The 20,952-nt window shown below is 39.3% G+C and carries 24 protein-coding genes; 16 read left to right on the plus strand and 8 right to left on the minus strand.

The features are described 5' to 3' along the window. Window positions 1-119: 119 nt before the first annotated feature. Window positions 120-815: a hypothetical protein gene (locus tag ACO05G_RS14100; protein ID WP_421763326.1), complete on the plus strand. Its 696-nt coding sequence runs from the start codon at window positions 120-122 to the stop codon at window positions 813-815. On the opposite strand, the gene acs is transcribed toward ACO05G_RS14100, so the two are convergent. Continuing rightward, window positions 812-2,707 (minus strand): acetate--CoA ligase, encoded by a 1,896-nt coding sequence (acs, locus tag ACO05G_RS14105; protein WP_421763327.1) that lies wholly within the window; start codon window positions 2,705-2,707, stop codon window positions 812-814. The genes ACO05G_RS14100 and acs overlap by 4 nt on opposite strands. Window positions 2,708-2,865: 158 nt before the next feature. Between acs and rpsT the strand changes: the two genes are divergently transcribed. The 11 genes from rpsT (at window position 2,866) to ACO05G_RS14160 (ending at window position 11,546) form a co-directional block, all read left to right on the plus strand. Then, complete coding sequence (gene rpsT / locus ACO05G_RS14110; protein WP_421763328.1) at window positions 2,866-3,117, plus strand: 30S ribosomal protein S20; 252 nt, start codon at window positions 2,866-2,868, stop codon at window positions 3,115-3,117. Between the two features lie 73 nt (window positions 3,118-3,190). After that, on the plus strand, window positions 3,191-3,883 hold the full coding sequence (gene radC, locus ACO05G_RS14115) for a RadC family protein (protein ID WP_421763329.1): 693 nt from the start codon (window positions 3,191-3,193) through the stop codon (window positions 3,881-3,883). A 25-nt stretch (window positions 3,884-3,908) separates the two neighbouring features. Continuing rightward, window positions 3,909-4,505 (plus strand): DUF1684 domain-containing protein, encoded by a 597-nt coding sequence (locus ACO05G_RS14120; protein ID WP_421763330.1) that lies wholly within the window; start codon window positions 3,909-3,911, stop codon window positions 4,503-4,505. 155 nt (window positions 4,506-4,660) lie between these two features. Further along, window positions 4,661-5,188 carry a hypothetical protein gene (locus ACO05G_RS14125; RefSeq protein WP_421763331.1) on the plus strand — a complete coding sequence of 176 codons (528 nt, stop codon included), beginning with the start codon at window positions 4,661-4,663 and terminating at the stop codon, window positions 5,186-5,188. A gap of 114 nt (window positions 5,189-5,302) precedes the next feature. After that, a complete protein-coding gene (gene pheT / locus ACO05G_RS14130; protein ID WP_421763332.1) occupies window positions 5,303-7,714 on the plus strand; it encodes a phenylalanine--tRNA ligase subunit beta in 2,412 nt (803 codons plus the stop codon). Further along, window positions 7,680-8,012 carry a hypothetical protein gene (locus ACO05G_RS14135; protein ID WP_348281994.1) on the plus strand — a complete coding sequence of 111 codons (333 nt, stop codon included), beginning with the start codon at window positions 7,680-7,682 and terminating at the stop codon, window positions 8,010-8,012. The genes pheT and ACO05G_RS14135 overlap by 35 nt, the downstream gene beginning before the upstream one ends. Before the next feature lie 14 nt (window positions 8,013-8,026). Beyond that, on the plus strand, window positions 8,027-8,311 hold the full coding sequence (locus ACO05G_RS14140) for a cell division protein ZapA (RefSeq protein WP_421763333.1): 285 nt from the start codon (window positions 8,027-8,029) through the stop codon (window positions 8,309-8,311). A gap of 62 nt (window positions 8,312-8,373) precedes the next feature. After that, a complete protein-coding gene (gene rny / locus ACO05G_RS14145; protein ID WP_421763334.1) occupies window positions 8,374-9,939 on the plus strand; it encodes a ribonuclease Y in 1,566 nt (521 codons plus the stop codon). A 17-nt stretch (window positions 9,940-9,956) separates the two neighbouring features. After that, window positions 9,957-10,460, plus strand: coding sequence for a hypothetical protein (locus ACO05G_RS14150; RefSeq protein WP_421763335.1), 504 nt, complete (start codon window positions 9,957-9,959; stop codon window positions 10,458-10,460). A 43-nt stretch (window positions 10,461-10,503) separates the two neighbouring features. Then, window positions 10,504-11,031, plus strand: a complete 528-nt coding sequence (locus ACO05G_RS14155) for a hypothetical protein (RefSeq protein ID WP_421763336.1) — start codon at window positions 10,504-10,506, stop codon at window positions 11,029-11,031. Between the two features lie 119 nt (window positions 11,032-11,150). Then, window positions 11,151-11,546 carry an NINE protein gene (locus ACO05G_RS14160; RefSeq protein WP_421763337.1) on the plus strand — a complete coding sequence of 132 codons (396 nt, stop codon included), beginning with the start codon at window positions 11,151-11,153 and terminating at the stop codon, window positions 11,544-11,546. Window positions 11,547-11,593: 47 nt separating this feature from the next. Here the strand turns inward: ACO05G_RS14160 and ACO05G_RS14165 are convergent, their stop codons facing one another. From ACO05G_RS14165 to ACO05G_RS14180, 4 genes are read right to left on the minus strand one after another with little or no spacing between them, the layout of a single operon-like run. Further along, window positions 11,594-12,334 (minus strand): hypothetical protein, encoded by a 741-nt coding sequence (locus ACO05G_RS14165; protein WP_421763338.1) that lies wholly within the window; start codon window positions 12,332-12,334, stop codon window positions 11,594-11,596. Further along, window positions 12,306-13,181, minus strand: a complete 876-nt coding sequence (locus ACO05G_RS14170) for a hypothetical protein (protein ID WP_421763339.1) — start codon at window positions 13,179-13,181, stop codon at window positions 12,306-12,308. The genes ACO05G_RS14165 and ACO05G_RS14170 overlap by 29 nt, the downstream gene beginning before the upstream one ends. Next, the gene (locus tag ACO05G_RS14175) at window positions 13,150-13,503 is read right to left on the minus strand and encodes a hypothetical protein (protein WP_421763340.1); all 354 of its coding nucleotides are present in this window, start codon (window positions 13,501-13,503) and stop codon (window positions 13,150-13,152) included. The genes ACO05G_RS14170 and ACO05G_RS14175 overlap by 32 nt, the downstream gene beginning before the upstream one ends. Beyond that, complete coding sequence (locus tag ACO05G_RS14180) at window positions 13,500-14,192, minus strand: hypothetical protein (RefSeq protein ID WP_421763341.1); 693 nt, start codon at window positions 14,190-14,192, stop codon at window positions 13,500-13,502. The genes ACO05G_RS14175 and ACO05G_RS14180 overlap by 4 nt, the downstream gene beginning before the upstream one ends. A gap of 240 nt (window positions 14,193-14,432) precedes the next feature. Here ACO05G_RS14180 and lysA point away from each other — a divergent pair, with 240 nt between their 5' ends. After that, complete coding sequence (gene lysA / locus ACO05G_RS14185) at window positions 14,433-15,641, plus strand: diaminopimelate decarboxylase (protein ID WP_421763342.1); 1,209 nt, start codon at window positions 14,433-14,435, stop codon at window positions 15,639-15,641. A 91-nt stretch (window positions 15,642-15,732) separates the two neighbouring features. Here lysA and ACO05G_RS14190 read toward each other — a convergent pair whose 3' ends face one another. Then, window positions 15,733-16,776 carry a bifunctional transcriptional activator/DNA repair enzyme AdaA gene (locus ACO05G_RS14190; RefSeq protein WP_421763343.1) on the minus strand — a complete coding sequence of 348 codons (1,044 nt, stop codon included), beginning with the start codon at window positions 16,774-16,776 and terminating at the stop codon, window positions 15,733-15,735. Between the two features lie 72 nt (window positions 16,777-16,848). On the opposite strand from ACO05G_RS14190, the gene ACO05G_RS14195 reads away from it, so the two are divergent. From ACO05G_RS14195 to ACO05G_RS14205, 3 genes are all read left to right on the plus strand, one after another. Beyond that, window positions 16,849-17,190: a TfoX/Sxy family protein gene (locus ACO05G_RS14195; protein ID WP_421763344.1), complete on the plus strand. Its 342-nt coding sequence runs from the start codon at window positions 16,849-16,851 to the stop codon at window positions 17,188-17,190. Between the two features lie 77 nt (window positions 17,191-17,267). Then, window positions 17,268-17,717 carry an SRPBCC family protein gene (locus tag ACO05G_RS14200; protein ID WP_421763345.1) on the plus strand — a complete coding sequence of 150 codons (450 nt, stop codon included), beginning with the start codon at window positions 17,268-17,270 and terminating at the stop codon, window positions 17,715-17,717. Next, window positions 17,707-18,060 (plus strand): MmcQ/YjbR family DNA-binding protein, encoded by a 354-nt coding sequence (locus tag ACO05G_RS14205; protein WP_421763346.1) that lies wholly within the window; start codon window positions 17,707-17,709, stop codon window positions 18,058-18,060. Before ACO05G_RS14200 ends, ACO05G_RS14205 begins: the two co-directional genes overlap by 11 nt. On the opposite strand, the gene ACO05G_RS14210 is transcribed toward ACO05G_RS14205, so the two are convergent. Further along, window positions 18,057-19,253, minus strand: a complete 1,197-nt coding sequence (locus ACO05G_RS14210; RefSeq protein ID WP_421763347.1) for an alpha/beta hydrolase-fold protein — start codon at window positions 19,251-19,253, stop codon at window positions 18,057-18,059. The genes ACO05G_RS14205 and ACO05G_RS14210 overlap by 4 nt on opposite strands. Beyond that, window positions 19,234-20,907: an alanine/glycine:cation symporter family protein gene (locus tag ACO05G_RS14215; RefSeq protein ID WP_421763348.1), complete on the minus strand. Its 1,674-nt coding sequence runs from the start codon at window positions 20,905-20,907 to the stop codon at window positions 19,234-19,236. The genes ACO05G_RS14210 and ACO05G_RS14215 overlap by 20 nt, the downstream gene beginning before the upstream one ends. Between the last annotated feature and the right edge of the window lie 45 nt (window positions 20,908-20,952).

Genomic DNA, 20,952 nt, shown 5'->3' on the forward strand with positions numbered 1-20,952 from the left:
TTCTAAATAGAGAAGCCCTGGCGAAATATCGTCAGGGTTTTTTAATATCCATGCATTGAAATGTCCTATTTAAACTACAAATAATTATGTAAATTGCTTTCCACTTAAAAATCACACGCATGAAAAAGCTCTTTATCCTATTACTATCTATCACATCATTAACACTTTTTGGTCAATGTGACGATTCCTTCTTCCCATTCAAACAAGGCGTCTCTTTTGAACAGACTTCTTATGATAAGAAAGGGAAACCCCAGGGAAAGACCATCAGCACCATATTAACAGTAGATGAATCAACTGCTACAGTCAAAAATTTATTTTTTGATAAAAAAGACAAAGAAATTGCTGACGGAGAGTATACCATCATTTGTGAGGGTGACATCATTAAAATGGACTTTAGTAATTTCATTCCTGATGGCATGCTAAGCCAATATGGAGATGCAGAAGTAACAGTAGAAGGCGACTTCATCACCATCCCGGATAATTTGGAAGCAGGTCAAAACTTGCAAGATGGGTCGGGTACGATCACGATTAATATGGGAGGAGCAGCTGCCATGAATATCAAAATGGACATGAAAATTATAGACCGGAAAGTTGAGAAAGCTGAAACCTTAACTACCTCGGCAGGTTCTTTTGAGACTTACAAGATCACACAGAAGTCCATAGTCACAATGAAAATGATGGGGATGAATAAAACCACGGAAAGTTCTTCTGCCTCTTGGTTTGCAAAAGGAGTTGGAATGGTTAAAAATGAGAGTTTTAACCAAAAAGGAAATCTTATAGGCTACACACTCCTTACTTCTTTCACTGAGAATTAAGAAGCCCCTTTAATGATCTCCTCAACTACTTCTGGATTTAATAATGTAGAAGTGTCACCTAGATTATCGGTCTCTTTACTGGCAATTTTCCTAAGGATTCTACGCATAATTTTTCCAGATCGAGTCTTCGGTAATCCAGGTACTATTTGAATCTTGTCTGGCTTTGCTATTGGTCCGATCATCTTGTTTACGGTTTCCTTTATCTCATCCTCTATCCCATCTGTTTCAGCAATAACAAAAGCGTAAATCCCTTGTCCCTTTATATCATGAGGATATCCAACAACAGCAGACTCAATCACTTTGGGATGTTCATCAATCGCGTTTTCCACCTCGGCAGTCCCCATTCTATGACCCGATACATTTATAACATCATCTACTCTTCCCAAGATTCTTAAATATCCATCATGATCTCGCTTAGCTCCATCGCCAGTGAAGTACATATTCTTATATGCTGAAAAATAGGTGTGTTTACACCTCTCATGATCTCCATAGGTGGTTCTCAAAATAGAAGGCCAGGGAAACTTCACACAAAGATTCCCTTCTACATTATTCCCAGTAAGTTCATTTCCTTCAGAATCCACGATGACTGGCTGAATTCCTGGTAAGGGTAAAGAGGCATGCGCAGGTTTATTAGGGGTAATCCCTGCCAGTGCAGAAATCATAATTCCTCCTGTTTCGGTTTGCCACCAGGTATCCACCAGTGGACACTTTCGCTTACCAATATGTTCATGATACCAATGCCATGCTTCTTCATTGATTGGTTCACCTACAGAACCAATAACGCGCAATGAATCCAGTTTATGCTTTTCGACTAGTTCTAGACCATGAGCCTCTAAAGCCCTTATTGCGGTTGGTGCGGTATAAAACTGGTTTACCTGATACTTATCACATACTTCCCAAAATCTACCTGCATCAGGGTATGTAGGCACTCCTTCAAACATAACCGTAGTGGCTCCTGCCAATAAAGGTCCATATACTATGTACGAATGGCCGGTTATCCATCCAACATCAGCCGTACACCAATAGATATCGCCTGGCTTATATTGAAATACATTTAGAAATGAGTAATAGGTATATACCATATACCCGCCACATGTATGCACAACTCCTTTGGGCTTGCCTGTGGACCCGGATGTGTAGAGAATGAATAGTAGGTCTTCAGCGTCCATTTCTTCCGCCTGATGCTCTTCTGATACATCCTGAATTGCATCGTGCCACCAGAGGTCTCTTCCGCTTTCCATATGCACATCAGATTTCGTTCGCTGATAGACAATTACCTTTTCTATACATCCGCACTTGGCAACCGCTTCGTCAACAACTCCTTTGACGTCAATTGTTTTGGCTCCACGGAAATTTCCATCTGAAGTTAAAACCATTTTTGCCTCACAGTCATTGATTCTATCTGCCAGCGCACTTGCTGAGAAACCGGCAAACACGACTGAATGAACAGCACCAATTCTGGCACAAGCCAGCATAGCAACAGCAGCCTCAGGAACCATAGGCATATAAATGATGACACGATCTCCCTTCGCAACACCCTTCGAAATCATTGCATTTGCAAACTGACATACTTTTCTATGCAGTTCTCTGTAAGAAATGGACAGCCCTTTTTCGTCAGGATCATTGGGCTCCCATAAAATAGCTACTTCCTCTCCCCTTTCTTCCAAGTGGCGATCCAACAGGTTTTCGGTTATATTCAGTTTACCTCCCAGAAACCACTTTACATCTGGCGCCTCAAAATCCCACTTCAGTGTTTGGTTCCATTTCTTCTTCCACTTAAAAGAGCTGGCTATATCCGACCAAAAGCTTTCCGGATCTTTGACGGAAGAATCATATGCTTTGGTGTACTCGCTAAGTGAAGAAATTCGGTGCTGCCGGGTAAAATCTTTCATGATTTTAAATCTAACAAAAGCCTATCTTTGTGCCACAGGAATGCACGCCTTTCTGGAATCAATTAAAAAGTCAATTTTCTATTCCTAAAAAGCTTTTTCATTTCAAAAGAAAACTTCTATCTTTGCCGTCCTAAAATTTTGGAATACAGATAAGCGTTATGGCAAACCATAAATCAGCACTTAAGAGAATTAGAAGCAACGAAGCTAAAAGACTGAGAAACAGATATCAGCATAAAACAGCTCGTACGTTCATTAAAAGACTAAAAGAGACAACTGACAAAAAAGCCGGTGAAGAGCTTTTAACTCAGGTTGTTTCCATGGTGGATAAATTGTCCAAGCAAAACATCATCCACAAAAACAAAGCGGGCCACCTTAAGTCACAATTGACTAAGCACGTAGCAGGCCTTTAGGTTTAATTTTTTAAGACATTTTTTTTACCCTGTGTAAGCAATTGCACAGGGTTTTTTTATTTTACGTCAATCAATGGAAGACAACCGTTTGACGATAAAGCGATGGGCAGAAGAAGATCGCCCAAGGGAAAAGCTCCTCTTAAAGGGCAAAGCAGCACTCTCAGACGCTGAGTTGATTGCTATCCTCATCGGATCCGGAAATAAAGATCAAACTGCTGTTGAATTGTCTCAGCATATTCTTAAAAGTTGCGGAAACAACCTGGCTAATCTTGCGAGGTTATCCATTCAGGATTTACAAAAATTTAAAGGCATTGGTGAAGCCAAGGCTATTACTATAGCTGCTGCACTAGAAATAGGAAGAAGGAGAAGGGAAACAGAACCTGAACAACGAACTAAAATCACCTCTTCAAAGGATGCATTCCAGTTACTGAATGAAAACATGATGGACTTGAATCATGAGGAATTTTGGATAATCTTTCTCAAGAGAAATAATGAAGTTATAAAAAAAGAGATGTTGAGTCGAGGCGGTATGTCCGGAACTGTAGTTGACGCCAAAATAATCTATAAGCGTGCATTGGAGGAAGCAGCAAGCGGACTGATACTTGCTCACAATCATCCGAGCGGAAACTTGAAACCGAGCCAGGAAGACATCACCCTGACCAAAAAACTAAAAGATGCCGGTAAATCTTTAGATATTTCGGTACTTGACCACCTTATCCTGACAGACGCAGACTATTTCAGTTTTGCTGATCAGGGATTGTTATAATGCCATTCAAATCTAAATTTGCCACATGAAAAAGGTCTGGCTTATTCTTATTCCGATTGCACTAGTTATATTCTTCATGATGCGTTCCGGAGGAGACGATGAAAGCTACTCTCAGGAGATCAATCAATTTTGGGAAGACAGACACGATTTCTTCAAAACCTCTAAAGCCAGTCCTTTTGTTCAAAAAGGAGAAGAATATCAGGAGGTGGAATACTTTGATCCAAATCCGAACTTCAAGGTTAATGGTAAGTTAGAACGATTTACAAGCAGAGAGACACTGACACTTGGCAATAGTGATGGTACCACTACCGCCTATTTAAAGTTTGCCAACGTACAGTTTAAAATTACAGATCAGCCATGCAAGCTTCTTATCCTAAAAGCTTTGGGTTTTGGAAATCAGTATTTACTCGCTTTTGGTGATGCCACCAGTGGTGTCGAAACCTACGGCGGTGGTCGATACCTCGATGTGGTTATTGGGAAATCTGATTTAGTAACACTCGATTTTAATAAAGCCTATAACCCTTACTGCGCCTATTTTGATGATTTTACCTGCCCGTTTCCACCCAGAGAGAACCTTTTAGAAGTAGAGATTAAGGCTGGCGAAAAGAATTATGATAGCTGACTATCCATTATCACTTGATAAGTAAATACGTTTTTTAGAAAGTAATTATAGAAAAGCTTTGTTAATACTCCCCCGCTAATTTATACTTACAACGTTTTTATTCATTCTGACCAATTAAGATTTACTTGAGCTCATCAATAATTTAATTTCAATACATGAAAAAATTTGCATTGGCACTTATTTTATTCCCTTTACTATCCTGTCAAGAAAAGCATAATCCAATCAATCAGCAAGTAGATCTCAGCGACATGCAACTAGACCTTGAATTATTTAAGGATGGCCTAGTATTCGCAAACCTTACTGACAAAAATTCGCTTAAATCCTCATTAATACTTTTATACAAAGAAGTTGATCTTATGCGAGCAGAAAATCCAGATATCGAAACAGCAACATTCTTACTTAGTAAGAAAGGCGAAAAAGTACTTTTGGATGGTTACTTCATAGTTTCAGATAAAGGAGAAGTCATTGATAGTCATAATAGATCAGATTCTAATACAGTAGAAAGTCCGACAGGATATACTAAAATTGGTAGTTGTAGTAATTCTGGAGATAAAGCCATGTGCATTGGTGATATACTTCATACCTATTTAAGTGAGTCATTGTCTGGTTTAGAAGATTGTGCAGCTACAAGCGTGAGTGTTGGGATGACTTCAACAACTGTTTACGGGAAAGCATGTAGTTGAATCAAACTACTTGAAGAAAATTTAAAAGGATTCTGTTAGAACAGAATCCTTTTTTTATTTCAAGCAATTTAATCCTCTTATTTTTGCTCCCTTAATTCAGAGACTCGAGTAAGAATGAAGATATCGTATAATTGGCTCAAGGAATTCATTGACTTTCAGGAAACACCGGAGGTGCTTGGTGACATCCTGACGCAAACAGGCCTGGAAGTAGAGGGCCTGGAAAAAGTGGAAAAAATTCCTGGTGGCCTTTCCGGCATTGTGGTTGGCGAAGTTCTTTCTTGCGAGCAACATCCCAACGCGGATAAACTCAAGGCCACTAAAGTTGATATTGGAGTCGGTGAACCCTCTGACATTGTTTGTGGAGCACCAAATGTAGCCACTGGACAAAAGGTTCTGGTAGCCACCGTTAATTCCATGATCTATCCAACCAATGGAGAGCCTTTCAAAATTAAAAAAGCAAAAATAAGAGGCGAAGTTTCTGAAGGGATGATCTGTGCAGAAGATGAGTTAGGCCTTGGGGCCAGCCATGATGGCATCATGGTTCTCGAGACAGATAAACCGAACGGAACCCCTGCCATTGAACTTTTTGAAACGGGTGAGGACTTCATTTTTGAAATAGGATTAACCCCAAATCGCGGAGATGCTACCTCGCATATGGGGACTGCACGTGATTTGAAAGCGTATTTCAGAAAAAAGTTGACCTTACCTGAGACAAAAGACTTCACTATTAAAGAAGATGGTCCAATTGAAGTAGCAGTTGAAAATAGTGAAGCATGCCCCAGGTATTCAGGGATTACCATTCGTGGTGTAGAAGTCAAACCTTCTCCTGATTGGCTGCAATGGAAGCTTCGATCTATCGGTCTGGAGCCCATCAATAACATCGTCGATATCACCAATTATGTCTGCCATGCAATTGGTCAGCCTATGCATGCATTTGATGCTGACAAAATAGCCGGAGGTAAAGTTTTGGTAAAAACGCTACCATCAAAAACCAAGTTCACTACACTTGATGAGAAAGAGCGTGAGCTGAACGATCGTGATCTCATGATCTGTAATGCTAAGAATGAGGGAATGTGCATCGCTGGAGTTTTTGGAGGTGTGAAATCTGGTGTTACAGAAACAACTAAAAATATTTTCCTTGAAAGTGCCTACTTCTCTGCGGACTGGGTACGGGCCACTGCTCAAAGACATTCTCTTTCTACAGACGCATCATTCAGGTATGAACGTGGAGCTGACCCGGAAATGACCATTCCCGCTATCAAGTTGGCAACTTCACTTATTCTCGAGTTAGCTGGTGGATATGCTGCATCTGAAATCATTGATGTCTACCCTGACCCCATCAAAGAAAAAGAGATTGATATAACCTTCCAGAATTTTCACTGGCTCATTGGAAAAACCCTGGATAGTAAACTAATCTTAGAAATTTTAAACTGGCTGGATATTAAAACAGAAAATATCACCGAGTCTGGGTTCAAGGCGATCGTCCCTGCTTACAGAAGTGATGTAACACGCCCTGCCGATTTAGTTGAAGAAGTTTTAAGAATCTATGGATTCAATGAAATCGAACTTGATGAAGATTTTTCCTCAGATTATTTAGCGGAGTTCAATGAGCACGAACCTTACCGCGTTCAAGAAGACCTATCTCGCTTCCTTGCAGGCAGAGGTTTTTCTGAGATTCTGACAAACTCGTTAACCAGCCCTAAATACCATGAGAAGTTTCCACTAGGGGGTGAACCAGTGGCCATGCTCAATCCGTCAAGTGAGGAGCTAACGATAATGAAAACCTCACCGGTATATACAGCTCTGGAATCTGCAGCCTATAACATTAACAGAAGAAATCCGAATCTGAAATTCTTTGAATTTGGAAGGTCGTATAAGAAAGAAGAAAAGAAATTTGTGGAAAACGAATGGCTTTCTTTCTATTTGACAGGAAATACTGCTGAGGCTAATTGGTTGGATGAACCCCGCAAGAATTCATTCCATGACCTAAGTACGACTGTAATGGGAATGCTAAAGTACGCCGGGATTCGTAAAACAGAGATTACCCCTTCTGAAAAGGGCACACTATATGAATATGGTGTGGTAATCAAAAAAGAAGGTAAGATGTTGGGGCTTTTGGGGAAGCTAAAAAAAGAGCTACTTTCCATTTATGGGATAAAGCAGGATGTGTTTCACGCACAATTGGATTGGAACACAGTGATCAAACTATATAAGTCAGACATAGCTTACGAGCCAATCCCGAAATTCCCAGAAGTAAAAAGGGACCTCTCACTTGTTCTTGATAAGAATGTATCTTACGCTGATATCCAAGCGCTTGCATTCAAACAGGAAAAGAAATTATTGAATCGAATGAACCTTTTTAGTGTCTATGAGGGGGATAAAATAGAAAAAGGAAAAAAAGCTTACGCAATTAGTTTTTTTCTTCAAGATAAATTCAAAACTTTAACAGATAAACAAATTGATAAAAGTATGAATAGTCTAATGAGCTTGTATGAAAAAGAGCTCGGGGCAGTCATACGAAAATAAGATGCCGAGCGAGAAATTATATCGTGAGTTTCAGAATTTGGAGCGAAAAATTCAGCTGGTCCTAAGTGAGAACAAAAGACTCAAAGATGAATTGACTCATGCAAAAGATGAAAACGGCAGTCTGAAAGAAAAGATGAAAAGCCATGAGGCTAACCTGAATACCTTTCAGAACAGGATGGATATTAATAAATTAGCGAATAGCATGGTAGTCGGAGAAGGAGATTCGGTAAAACTGAAAGAGACGATAGATGGCTACATCAAGGAGATAGACAAATGCATTGCCCATTTGGCAGAATAAATAACTAAAACCGAATGGCGGAACTATCCATAAAAATCAGAATTGGGAACAGAGAGTATCCCATGAGAGTAAAGGCAGAGGACGAAGAACGAATTAGAAGGGCAGGAAAATTATTAAATGAGAAAATAAAGAATTACCAAAACCAGTTTGGTATCGATGATACACAAGACCTGGTAGCCATGGTAGCTTTTGATTGTTTGGTAGAGAAACTAAAACGAGAGGAGTCATCGGACGCATCTGATGATTTTGCGCTTGGAGAAATCTCAAAATTAAACCAACTGATAGCCGACTCGATCTGATCTAACCTTGATATAGCCCAAAACTGACTGTCCTGTTATTTGATACATTCAAATACATACAGATGGACACCACAATTATGATTATAATAACTGCCGTTATTGGGGTAGTTATTGGTCTGCTAGTAGGCAGGTCAATGCAAGGCAAGAATGCCAGCAAAAAAGTCAAAGAAGCAGAAGAGCAAAGCAAACTAATCCTCAAGGAAGCAGAGGTTACTGCTGAAAGCATCAAAAAGGACAAAATTCACGAAGCAAAGGAGAACCTGCTCAAGATGCGAAGTGAATTTGAGGAAGAGGCTGCTCGTAAAAAAAACATCATCATTACGAATGAGCAAAAGCTAAAACAGAAAGAAGCCAACCTAAATAAGCAATTTGAGCAATCGAAGCGTAAAGAAGATGAGCTGAACATCTTGAAGGAAACACTCAATAACCAGATGGAAATTGCTCGTCAACGAAAAGATGAGTTTGAGAAGATGCAAAAACAGCAGGTAGCAATCCTGGAAAAAGCTGCCAACCTTCCTGCCGAAGAAGCCAAAGTACAGCTTATGGAGGCATTGAAAGATGAAGCTCGTACCAGCGCATCCGCCCACATTAAGGAAATTGTGGAAGAAGCTAAGATGACAGCAACCAAAGAGGCCAAGAAAGTGGTGGTAGAAGCTATTCAACGTACCGCTACTGAGCATGCCATTGAAAATACCGTCTCCGTTTTCAACATCGAGAGTGATGATATTAAAGGAAAGATCATCGGACGAGAAGGTCGTAATATCCGCGCACTTGAGGCAGCCACAGGTGTTGAGATCATTGTAGATGATACTCCTGAAGCAATTATCATCTCGGGATTTGATCCCGTGAGAAGAGAAATTGCCCGACTCTCACTTCATAGGCTGGTACAGGATGGTAGAATCCACCCTGCTCGTATTGAGGAAATCGTCAATAAGACCTCAAAAAATATTGGAGATGAAATTGTTGAAATAGGAGAACGAACGGTGATAGATCTCGGAATTCACGGCCTTCATCCTGAATTAATTAAAATGGTCGGCCGCATGAGATTCAGATCCTCATACGGGCAAAACCTGCTGCAACACTCACGTGAAGTTGCTAATCTCTGCGCCACTTTAGCCTCAGAGCTTGGACTCAATCCTAAACTTGCTAAGCGTGCCGGTCTACTTCATGATATTGGTAAAGTTTGGCCGGATGAACCGGAAAAACCGCACGCCATCATTGGAATGGAATTAGCTCAGAAATACAAGGAGAATGCAGAAGTGTGCAACGCAATCGGCGCACACCATGATGAAATAGAAATGACCTCAATGGTGTCCCCTATAGTCCAAGCATGTGATGCTATCTCCGGATCAAGGCCTGGAGCAAGAAGGGAAATTATGGAGCAGTACCTAAAAAGGTTGAAAGACCTTGAGGGGATAGCGCTTAATTTTGACGGGGTGAACAAATGCTATGCAATACAAGCTGGTCGTGAGCTTAGGGTGTTAGTGGATGCTGAAAATGTGGATGATAAGCAAGCAGGAGATTTATCGTTTAACATTTCTCAGAAAATTGAAAAAGACATGCAATATCCAGGTCAAATAAAGGTAACTGTGATCAGAGAGACTCGCGCCGTTGCTTTTGCCAAGTAATAAAAACGTATAACAATATGAAAAAGACACTTCTATTTTTGGCAGTTATTTCACTTTTCATACTATCCTCATGTGGGGGTGATGAAGATGATGATATGGTCTCTGTAGGCTTAATCGGAACGGTCTCTTATGATGGAACCTCCTATTCCATAGCCAACGGAATTTTCTCCCTTACGATAGAGGATGGGAATGCTGAGGGTGAATTCTTTCTTGCAGATGGGGTAATTGAACCTACTGCTACCGGAGTTTCCACAGGTGATAGCGAGATCATTATCTCAATCGTAGCTACTTCTGCCGGAACCACAACTTTGTCAAGCGGTAATTATCAGACAAGCACGAATGTTCCAGCTCAATACGCAGATATACAGGTAACTACTTCCAGTGGAAGTAAGCAAGCCTTTACGGGAGGTACGGTAAATATCTCCGGATCAGGAAATACCTATTCCATTACATTTGATGTGCCTTTCGGACAAGGAATAGAGTTGTCTGGTACTGTGAATGGCACTTATGAAAGTCGATAAATCATCCAGCTCAGAACCAAAATAATATTCAAATCAGAATGACATGAAAAAGTTACTTTTTACCCTTTCAGTTTTCGCACTCCTATTAATTACCTCTTGTGGTAAGGACGATGAAGTTCAAGTAGACATAGGTGTATCCGGAAATTTAGTTTTTGACGGAAATGAAATAGTGATCACAGACGGGCTTTATGGAGAAATCTCAGAAGGAGGAGAATATGCTGCAACATTTTTCCTGTCAGATGCGCCTATTAGTTTTAATGCCGAAACTGAGCAAGCCAATTTCCAGGGAGATTATCTAATCAATGTCATTATTTATTCACAGAGTGAGTCATTTGAGTCTGGTAATTATAATGTGGCCACACTTGATGGCGAAGTATCTGATAAAAGTTCTTTTGTAGTTGTAGCGGACGTAAATAACGCTAGCTCTGGAGGTGTCCTGGCAGTTGATGGGACTGTTAATATTCAAAAATCTGGTGATGTTTTCACATTAACCTTCGCGATAGATTTCGAGGGCGATACCGAGCTAACCGGAAATGCTACCGGAAACTTTGAAGTTGTAGATATCCAATAAGCTTGGTTAGTAAATCCGTTCTTCATAAGATTTATAATTATTCTGAAATTAATTGACCAATAACAGATAATTCCTTTCAGGAATTAATCATTTTAACTATTTTCATAAAAAATAATTATATGAAAAAGCTACTTTTTACACTTTGCCTGACAATAGGCTTTATTTCCAGCTCATTTGCAAACTCAGCATACTATGTTGATGACACAAAAGTCGAAGTTTTGCTTGAAAGTTCTGAGCAAATAAATCCATTTGAGAATGGATCTGAAATGGCCAATTTAATGTCTGTTCAAGCGGCTGATCCTAATGTTTGGGTTGCTTGTATCATTGACTTTTTCTTAGGAGGATTGGCGATTCACAGAGTTTACCTTGGAGGAACATGGGTTCTCATCTTGGGTTACTTCTTCACTTTTGGAGGAATCTTCGGAATCATTCCTCTTGGAGATTTGATCGCAATGATCATCAATAGTGATGACATTAGTAAGTACGTTGGAAGTAATGCCTTCATCATGTGGTAAACATGAAAACATAATATTAAAAAATAGCCTTCATTTTTAAATGAGGGCTATTTTTTTATCTCTCTCAAAATATCCAGACTCAACTCATCAACAATTTCCCTGTTCTTTTCAACAGCCATGTTCTTAGCATATTCAGCTCCTCCAAAATAAAAACCCTGAAAAAGCGCAATGGCGGGAATTGACTCTGTAAAAGGATATCCTCGATAAAGGCCATTTACACCTGTGTAAAAAAGAGCGGTTTGGACACCTAAGCTAATTAGACCCTTAAAGACTTTGCCAGCGTACATTTGACCGGATCCCGGCACAATGAATGAAAGTGTGAAGGCAAGGTTGGGATTTTTCAAGTTTTTAACATCAAAGACTTCTTCAACTCTGGAAGAGTCCTGAATTAGTATTTGAAATTTATTCTCTGCTTCTTCAAATTGCTCCAAGGATACATAGTTGAGAATCTCAACGATGCGTACTGTATTTGACCTTTCATACCCTTCAATGAATTCCGCTTCTAGTAAAAGGTTTTGAGTGTTAATATGATTCCCTATTAGGTAGTTGATTAGAATCCGCTCGTTAATAATATCTACTTCCAGTCTCGACCCATTGGCAAAACTTATTCGATCCAGCGTTTTAAGAGCTAAATCAAATTGCTCAGTACCTTTATAAATACCTGCTTTTACAAAAAGGAGGCTATCAACTAAATGAATATCCTCCGCATTAAAAATGCGCTGCTCTACCTCGATTAACTCCGGAAATCTATCCTGAGCATCAATCAAAAATGGTACGCAGAGGAACATGCATATTGAGCAAAATAGCTTCATCATATGTCTCATTAACTTCTTTTTTATAAATCTTCACCGATAGCACAGATCCCCAAATATTTGCCACATAGATGGCTCCAAAGAGTCCACTGTAAATTTTGAATCGGGTACTATTGATCCCATCTTTTTTGTAAGCCTCCCTCAATTGCAACCCCATTATTGTTGACAACAATAGTGTGAGGTACCCTTCACCAGCTTTTCCAACATAAAACTTTCCGGCACCTGGCAGCACTCCTGACAATACACCAGCCAGAGCCGGGGACTTTTTCTTAACTTTCAATAGCCCCTCTTTATTCAATTTCAACCTTTCTTCCGTATTAGTCAATTGATAATAACTCCCGGAAAAATTTTGGCTATATGTGTCAAAAGACTCAAAATCACGTTCTAGCAAGGATATTGAAGCCAATTCAACCGATTTCAATTCATTCAAAAATGAATCGTTATTTACATTCAAAGTACTAAGCACTTTTGCACTATCGTATTTTCTCAGATATGCATACTGGAAGCCTATGAAAAATTGTGACCTAATAAAAAGTGAGTTCGACTGCTGCTCAACCATTTTGAAAGATTGAATTGATTCATTTATATTTTTTATAGAGTAATTGAAATGTCCACTTAGATAGTTAAGGGTATCTCTTTTAGTCCCGTCGTATTTGTTTATACTCTTTTCAATAAAGAAAATGCCTTCCTTATAAGCTTCAATTTTATCGAGATGCTGAAGGAAGTCATAATTTTTTTGAAAACTATCCTGGCCTGGAGCCATGTAGGTTGTTAAAAAAACAAAAATGAAGCTAATCTTCTTTAACCGAATAGTCTTCTGCATGATCTTTTATAAACCCCTCTTTATTGAAACGTATTGGTAAAGCTCTACTCCGCGTCAAGGAGGTACACCTCAACCTTCTGTCAATACTTAGAAAAAACCCTTTTATAAACCCAAATTGGGCAAATCCTTTTTTCATGAAAATCCCACATTTCTCATCGTAAATGCACGTATCAAAAAATTGATTGACTTTGATATGCGATGGCCTGGAATCGACTATATCTCTCTTGGATATAGATCTTTCTACCAATGCTAAATCATTCAATAGTTGTGCACTCAATCCATAGCAGAAAGTCATCAGAAAGATTATCAGCAAATACCTCATTTTATGAGTTTGGCATCTTTAGGTATCTCAAAGTTCAGCATTTCGAAATCTGATTGATCATCAAACCTAAAACCCTGAAAAGTTGTCTTGGAAACAATGGAATCCTGCTCCGTGTAGTCTATTTCCGTTATAGACATGGGGAATTCAATACCATAACCAATGTTTTCATAATTGTAATAATATACCTTCTTTAGGTACTTACCTTTTCGATCCCGATAACCCATAAAAATAGGCTTGCGTGCTTTTCGGACTAATTCTATATCACTAAAAGCACCCACTTCTTCAGGTGGAGTCCAGTAATTAATCAATAAGTCACCATCTACTTTGATATCGCTCAATTCGAATCCCACTCTCTTTAAACCCATATCAGCATATTGATTTTTCAGAAAATAATAAAAAGTAGTGCTCTGCGATCCGGACTGATAATTAGTGGACTCGAAAACCTGATTATTTAATGGATTGAAGATCTTTAACTCTCCCTCTTCATTATTGATAATATAGACTTCCGCAGGACTTACAAAATGTGATACCATACTACCATCGGACGAAAAGTAAATATCCGCATTCATCTTTATCGTTTTTCCATCCTTATTTGTCCTTTTCTCCATTTCAAACTTGGCCAGTTTAAAAGGTCCCTGAGACGAAAACGTGAAAGATAAAATCAGTATCGATATTGTCGTTTTTATCATAAAGCAAGTTTAATCAGTAATTAATAAATTCAAGCTTGGATTAGCGTCAATCGGGCAAATCCAGAAATTGCTTATTTTAGCCAAATGTTTTTGAGCAGGACTGATAAAAAGAGAAAATCTAATAAGAAATCAAAGAGATTTCTGTAGGTCCGGCTATTGCAAAAACTTTAATAAAGATATTTTCAAAAACCGGAGTTAGCGCTTCGGTTTTTTTGTTTTAACCAATTTAATGTTCTAAAAATGAAAAATGCGAGTTTGATCAAAGCAGTCGAAAATTTCGGCTCGCCCCTTTATGTCTACGATGGAAATCAAATGATGGAAAACTATAAACAGTTTACCAATGCATTTAAAGTGAACAAGCTAAAAGTACATTATGCTTGCAAAGCATTGAACAATCAAAGTGTGTTAAAACTCTTTAAGTCGCTTGGAGCTGGGCTTGATTGTGTCTCAATCGAAGAAGTTCATCTTGGGCTTCATGCAGGCTTTACGTCTGAAGATATTTTGTTCACTCCCAATAATATATCTACTGAAGAGTACGAACAAGCAATTTCATTGGGAGTAAAAATCAACGTTGATAACCTCTATACACTTGAATATCTCGGAATAAATCATCCAGATATACCCATTTACATCAGAATAAACCCTCACCTGATGGCAGGTGGTAATCAAAATATTTCTGTGGGTCATATTGACTCAAAGTTTGGAATATCCATACATCAGGTTCCCAATATTGAACGGATAGTTAAAAAACTAAACATCAATGTAATGGGTGTCCATGTCCACACAGGTTCTGACATTTTGGACGCAGACATTTTCATTAAGGCCGCTGAATTGGTATTCAGTGTAGTAGAAAAATTCGATACGGTAACTCATATAGATTTTGGAAGTGGATTTAAAGTAGCCTACAAACCAGATGATCTTCACACAAATATTTCAAGCTTTGGTAAAAAATTTAGCAAATCTTTCAATGAATTTTGCGAGAGGCAGGGGAAAGAATATACGCTTGAATTTGAGCCTGGAAAGTACATGGTAAGTAATGCTGGTTATTTCATTGCCAAAGCAAATTTGATCAAGCAAACCACCTCATGCACATTTATTGGGTTGGATACCGGGTTTAATCATTTTATCCGCCCGATGTTCTACAATGCATATCATCACATTGAAAATTTGACTAATCCCAAAGGGGAAAAGAAAGTATATAATGTGGTTGGTTATGTATGTGAAACGGATTCTTTTGCCTCTGATCGGATCGTCCCGGAAGTACGTAAAAACGACTTGATTTTGTTTAAAAATGCAGGTGCCTACTGCTCTACCATGGCGTCCAACTATAATTCCAGACCCAGACCGGCAGAGGTGATGATTTTGGATGGAAAAGCTCATCTGATAAGGCGGAGAGAAACAATAGAAGATTTGTTGAGCACACAGGTCGAGGCTGAGATTGAATTTTAATTTAGAGTGTCATCGTGAACGCAGTGAATGATCTCATTTCATTCGAGATACTTCCTTCGTCAGCACGACATTTTTATTAAGCAGTGGACATTTACTGATTCTCAAACTCATGCTTTAACAGCCATTGTTTTCTATGGATTCCTCCTCCATATCCAACAATACTGCCATCTGAACCAATAATACGGTGGCATGGAATGATGATAGAGATACGATTCTCTCCATTTGCTCGAGCTACCGCTCTTACTGCTTTAACATCCCCAACCACGTCAGCTTGCTGCTTGTAGGATCTGGTAACTCCAAAAGGAATTTGATTTAACGCATCCCAAACCTTTTGCTGAAAGTCTGTCCCTGGTGCAATTAACGGAATATCAAATTTCTTTCTTTTTCCATCAAAATATTCGTTTAGCTGTGTTGACACTTTATCAATCATTGGGTGTTTACCTGTCACCATTTCAGACTTTGTCCTTTTTTTCAAAGTGGAAAGTTGTGTTTCCAACATTTTTCTATCCGTAAACTCCAGCAGACATAATCCCTCATCCGTCACACCAATCATCATAGGTCCCAAAGGCGTTGGAATTCTGTTTATCGTAATAATTTGTCCCTGACTACCGGGTGAAAAACCTGTCATATTTTTAAACGTTTCTGAAAAACCACTTAATGAATCATAGCCTTGCTCGAAAGCTGATTGTGTAACTGTCTGACCTTCTTTGATTTTTGAAAATGCACCATTAATCCTGCTCATTCGTAGATACGCCTGAAAAGTAATGCCGTGCGTTTTCTTAAAGTATCTTCTCACCCTGCTCGGACTAAATCCCATCTGATCAAGTTCATAATCCTTCCACTTCTTATGTGGCTCACTTTCTATTTTTTTTAACAATGGGATCAACCAATCTGGAGCGGATTGATACTCCTTCATAGGTCTACATATACGACACGCTCTATAGCCATTTGCCAATGCATCCTTTGTATTCAGAAAGAATTCAACATTTTCAGGTTTTGGCTTTCTAGCAGTACAGGTGGGTCTACAAAATATACCAGTGGTTTTGACTCCAACAATAAAAACCCCCTCATACTGAGAGTTTTTGTCCAATAAGGCCTGGTACATTTCGTCAATTGATGGAATAGAGCTTATCATGAATCAAAAGTAGGACGACTTAAAGTCAAGGTACAACCGAAATTTGAACAAGTATTTTTTAAATTTATAGGGATGGCATTCAATGAATATCTAGCAGACAAGTTGCGCCAAGCATTAAAAGAGCGGAAAATCACGTTCGAAGAGAAGAATATGATGGGTGGACTGTGTATCATGGTAGATGACAAAATGTGCGTTGGCGTCATCAAAGAGGACTTAATGGCCCGAATAGGACCACATGTGTATGAAGAGTTTCTCACTCGTCCTGCAGCAAGGGAAATGGACTTTACCAAAAGGCCTATGAAGGGATATGTTTACCTCAACTCTGATGGTTGGGACGATGATGAGGAGTTGAATATTTGGATAGATCAGTGCCTTGAATTCAATAAAGAAGCCAGGTCTTCGAAAAAGAAGTGATCATTCTTTATGATGATTTTTCATAAATACTTCTTAACTTTTATAAGACAATCTTTCATTGACCTAAAGAAACTACTATGAAGTACACGTGTGAAATTGTCATTGATAAGCCTAGAGATGAGGTGATTAAACTCTTTGACAACCCTGATAATATGAAGTTCTGGCAAAAAGGGTTCATCAACTTTGAACATGTTTCCGGTGAACCTGGTAAGCCAGGTGCTGAATCCTTGATTAGGTATAAAATGGGAAAAAGAGAGGTTGAGATGATTGAAACCATTACCTATCGAAATCTACCCGAAGAATTTCACGCTAATTACATTGTAAAAGGAGTGACCAACATCCAGAAAAATTATTTTTCCGAAGCTCATGGCAAGACAAAATGGAGATCGGAGGCTGAATTTAAATTTAAAGGTTTCATGAAGATCATGTCCTTTTTTACTGGCAAGGGACCGTTCAAAAAACAAACGATGATCTTCATGGAGGACTTTAAATCTTTTGCGGAAGGTAAGCCTCAATATGGAAATTGAAACTATAAGGACATACTGCCTTCAGCAACCTGGAGTGACGGAAGGATTAAAATGGGGAGATCACCTTACCTTCATGGTGGGCGAGAAAATGTTTGCAATTTTTGGCTTTGACCAAACGCCAATTAACGCCTCGTTCAAAGTAAGCGATGATGATTTCGAAGAAATGCAAGACCGGCCAGGTATGAAAGCCGCTCCATATTTAGCAAGATACAAGTGGATTGCAGTCGAGGATATAAGCATGATTCCTGAAAAAGAATGGTACGGTATATTAGATCAGTCCTACGAACTCATCAAGATGAAACTACCTAAGAAGACTTTAAAATCAATCGACGATCCAGTTTAATCGGCTGGAAAGAAAAACTCCAACATATCGTCAGTAGTCGCTCTCCATAATCCCCAACTATGGCCTTCGGGAAGTTCTTTCCACACAACCTCATACCCAGTGTCAATTAAGTAATCTTTCACTTTTCGCATATTAGGTGGTAGAGAACTACCTTCATAAGAACCCCAGACAGATGCCACTTTGATATCTTTTTTCACCCCATCCATGACAATGGAATTTGTATGAAAGTTGTTTGGTTGAAAAGCACCTGAATGAATGCCACAGTTTCCAAACACGTCCGGATTTTGGAAGGCAATGATTGCAGAGATATTTCCTCCGTAAGAATCTCCAATGACGGCCCGGCCCTCAGGAGCAGTAATTGTGCTGTAATTGGAATCGATGTAGGGTACTAACTCTCTTACAAAAAATGCTGTATAATCAAACCGATCATCGAAGGCATATTCAACGTTCCTGTCATTTGGCACAACAAATACTCCAATGAGAGGAATAATTCTTTCATCCGCAATCAGATTATCCATTACAACAGTAGAATACGCAAGATTTAGATAGTCATTTCCATCTTGGAAATAGGCTACATTATACTGCACAGTAGGGTCATAAGATGGTGGAAGGTAAACATGGACATCATAGGTTTTGCTTGTATTGGAGCTTGCAAGATTAATCTTGGTTGTGGTGCCTTTCGGTGTACCCTCTCTCACTATAATCTCCTCGGGCTGGACATACTCTGGCATGGCCAGTTCTGAATTAGCTCCAAACCCTCCCCCAATACGATTTGGATTATTAGGATCCAGAATCCAGTTAGACCCATTAATTACAAGTTTATAATCAAGTCTGGCATTTGATTCAAAGGTCTCTTTTCTGTACCACAAATCTGTATCCCTCAGCTGGGTAAAATTTCTCCCAGTGGGATTCCAACCGGTAAAATCCCCTGCCACCTGCACACTATTAACATCGCCATAGTATATGAAATAGGTCTCTGTATCATTTTCAATAAAAGGAGTTTCTAATGAATCCAGAAACTCTTCCACTAGGGTGTGTTGATCCGATGAATCCGAAAGATTAACAGCCTCAATGAGCTCAGAAAAGCTTTCAATAACGATTTTTTCTTGATCCGCTACAGATGTGTCTTGCTTGCAGGATTGGGATGAGAATAGTACCAATCCTAAACATAAACTACTCAGGTGTTTTCTCATCCGGATATTCTTTTTTGAATCCATCCCAATATTCAGCAATTGTTTGCTTCATATCTTTTCTTAGCATCAAGATACCGAAAAGGTTAGGTAGGGTCATCACAGCGATGGTAATGCCAGACAAGGTCCAAATTATGGTGGTGTCTGCAAAAGATGCAACGAAAAACGCAACAACATACACCAGGCGATAGTACTTGACAGATTTAGGTCCGAACAAATACGTCATGGCTCTATCTCCATAATATGACCAGCTAATTGCCGTACTAAAGGCAAATAGCAATAGACCAATTGAAACAATGTATTTTCCCGATTCGCCAAAAAAGCTCCGTGTAAATGCCTCTGCAGTAAGTGGCGCACTATGTACAAGCGATTTTCCTTCAAAGACCAAAAGCAAGTCCTCCGGTTTACCATCAATGATATTTACCGCTCCGTTTATAAGATTTCCTTCTTTAGAGATCAGTACTTCTTCAGCCAACGATCTTGCATTAATGATTGAAACCTCATCTTGAATTTTACCTTCTACAACATTGAGAGATCCATTAAACAGCGGCAGTGAATTTGTTTCACTAATGTGTCCGTATAATTCTTGTTTGCCTTCATCTGTTGCGTCCGTGTATAGCCCTTGAACAATCGACATGTCTGTGTAATCAAACTCGTTATTTAATTTCTCGTTCCACACACCTGATGATAAAAGAACGAGAGCCGTTACCGTACAAATTACAATTGTATCAATGAATGGCTCTAGAATTGCCACAAAACCTTCTGATACTGGCTCATGACCCTTTGCTGCAGCATGAGCAATAGGTGCGCTACCCTGACCAGCTTCATTTGAAAATAACCCACGGCCTACGCCTTTATTGAAGGCAAAGGCTATAGAAGCCCCTAGAAAACCTCCTGTAGCAGCAGATCCCGTGAATAGGTCTGCGAAAATGGAAACGAATGAAGGAACAATATTTCCGATGTTATAAAAGATTACCGCAAAAGCTCCAACGAAATAAATCAATGCCATGGCTGGAACCAATCTGGATGTAACCGCAGCAATTCGTTTAATCCCTCCAATTATTACAAGTCCCAATAGCACGGCCAGAATACCACCTACAAGCATCTCATCAAAACCGAAAGTGGCATTTAATGAATCTGCAATACTGTTGATTTGAGGCAGTGAACCAGTTCCAAACGAGGAGAGAACAGTAGCTCCGGCAAAAATTGCTGCCAGCCATCCCATGTTTAGCTTATTCTTCATGTAGTACATCGGGCCTCCAGCCATTGTACCATCTGCTGTTTTTTCTCTGTATTTATGTGAAAGTGTTACCTCAACAAATTTGGTACACATTCCTACCGCTGCTGTCATGAGCATCCAGAACACGGCAGCTGGTCCTCCAATATGGACCGCAAGAGCAACTCCGGCAATGTTACCAGTCCCAACAGTCCCGGAAAGGGCTGTTGTCAATGCTTGAAAATGATTGGTATCACCCTCATCATCTTCTTTATCAAATTTTCCTTTAACCACTTTAAAAGCGAATCGGAAGTATCTTATTTGAGGGAATTTTAGATAGATAGTAAAGAATAACCCCGTACCTAAAAGAGCATAGGGAAACCAAGCCGAGCTTCCTATGAAGCTATCAATTAAGGAAAGAAAATCATTGAGTTCACGCATTGAATCTATTCGTTAGCTTTTTAGCAATCGGACAAAAATAGGATT

The organism is Ekhidna sp., from assembly GCF_965227465.1.
In the GTDB taxonomy this organism is placed as follows: Bacteria; Bacteroidota; Bacteroidia; order Cytophagales; family Cyclobacteriaceae; genus Ekhidna.

Coding starts and splice junctions, on each gene's coding strand:
- radC (WP_421763329.1), top strand. CDS start 3,191: ATGGAAGACAACCGTTTGACGATAAAGCGATGGGCAGAAGAAGATCGC.
- ACO05G_RS14190 (WP_421763343.1), bottom strand. CDS start 16,776: ATGATAAGCTCTATTCCATCAATTGACGAAATGTACCAGGCCTTATTG.
- ACO05G_RS14125 (WP_421763331.1), top strand. CDS start 4,661: ATGAAAAAATTTGCATTGGCACTTATTTTATTCCCTTTACTATCCTGT.
- ACO05G_RS14100 (WP_421763326.1), top strand. CDS start 120: ATGAAAAAGCTCTTTATCCTATTACTATCTATCACATCATTAACACTT.
- ACO05G_RS14215 (WP_421763348.1), bottom strand. CDS start 20,907: ATGCGTGAACTCAATGATTTTCTTTCCTTAATTGATAGCTTCATAGGA.
- acs (WP_421763327.1), bottom strand. CDS start 2,707: ATGAAAGATTTTACCCGGCAGCACCGAATTTCTTCACTTAGCGAGTAC.
- ACO05G_RS14200 (WP_421763345.1), top strand. CDS start 17,268: ATGAAGTACACGTGTGAAATTGTCATTGATAAGCCTAGAGATGAGGTG.
- ACO05G_RS14205 (WP_421763346.1), top strand. CDS start 17,707: ATGGAAATTGAAACTATAAGGACATACTGCCTTCAGCAACCTGGAGTG.
- ACO05G_RS14140 (WP_421763333.1), top strand. CDS start 8,027: ATGGCGGAACTATCCATAAAAATCAGAATTGGGAACAGAGAGTATCCC.
- ACO05G_RS14155 (WP_421763336.1), top strand. CDS start 10,504: ATGAAAAAGTTACTTTTTACCCTTTCAGTTTTCGCACTCCTATTAATT.
- rny (WP_421763334.1), top strand. CDS start 8,374: ATGGACACCACAATTATGATTATAATAACTGCCGTTATTGGGGTAGTT.
- ACO05G_RS14175 (WP_421763340.1), bottom strand. CDS start 13,503: ATGAGGTATTTGCTGATAATCTTTCTGATGACTTTCTGCTATGGATTG.
- ACO05G_RS14170 (WP_421763339.1), bottom strand. CDS start 13,181: ATGCAGAAGACTATTCGGTTAAAGAAGATTAGCTTCATTTTTGTTTTT.
- ACO05G_RS14195 (WP_421763344.1), top strand. CDS start 16,849: ATGGCATTCAATGAATATCTAGCAGACAAGTTGCGCCAAGCATTAAAA.
- ACO05G_RS14120 (WP_421763330.1), top strand. CDS start 3,909: ATGAAAAAGGTCTGGCTTATTCTTATTCCGATTGCACTAGTTATATTC.
- ACO05G_RS14210 (WP_421763347.1), bottom strand. CDS start 19,253: ATGAGAAAACACCTGAGTAGTTTATGTTTAGGATTGGTACTATTCTCA.
- pheT (WP_421763332.1), top strand. CDS start 5,303: ATGAAGATATCGTATAATTGGCTCAAGGAATTCATTGACTTTCAGGAA.
- lysA (WP_421763342.1), top strand. CDS start 14,433: ATGAAAAATGCGAGTTTGATCAAAGCAGTCGAAAATTTCGGCTCGCCC.
- ACO05G_RS14165 (WP_421763338.1), bottom strand. CDS start 12,334: ATGTTCCTCTGCGTACCATTTTTGATTGATGCTCAGGATAGATTTCCG.
- ACO05G_RS14135 (WP_348281994.1), top strand. CDS start 7,680: ATGAAAAAGAGCTCGGGGCAGTCATACGAAAATAAGATGCCGAGCGAG.
- rpsT (WP_421763328.1), top strand. CDS start 2,866: ATGGCAAACCATAAATCAGCACTTAAGAGAATTAGAAGCAACGAAGCT.
- ACO05G_RS14160 (WP_421763337.1), top strand. CDS start 11,151: ATGAAAAAGCTACTTTTTACACTTTGCCTGACAATAGGCTTTATTTCC.
- ACO05G_RS14150 (WP_421763335.1), top strand. CDS start 9,957: ATGAAAAAGACACTTCTATTTTTGGCAGTTATTTCACTTTTCATACTA.
- ACO05G_RS14180 (WP_421763341.1), bottom strand. CDS start 14,192: ATGATAAAAACGACAATATCGATACTGATTTTATCTTTCACGTTTTCG.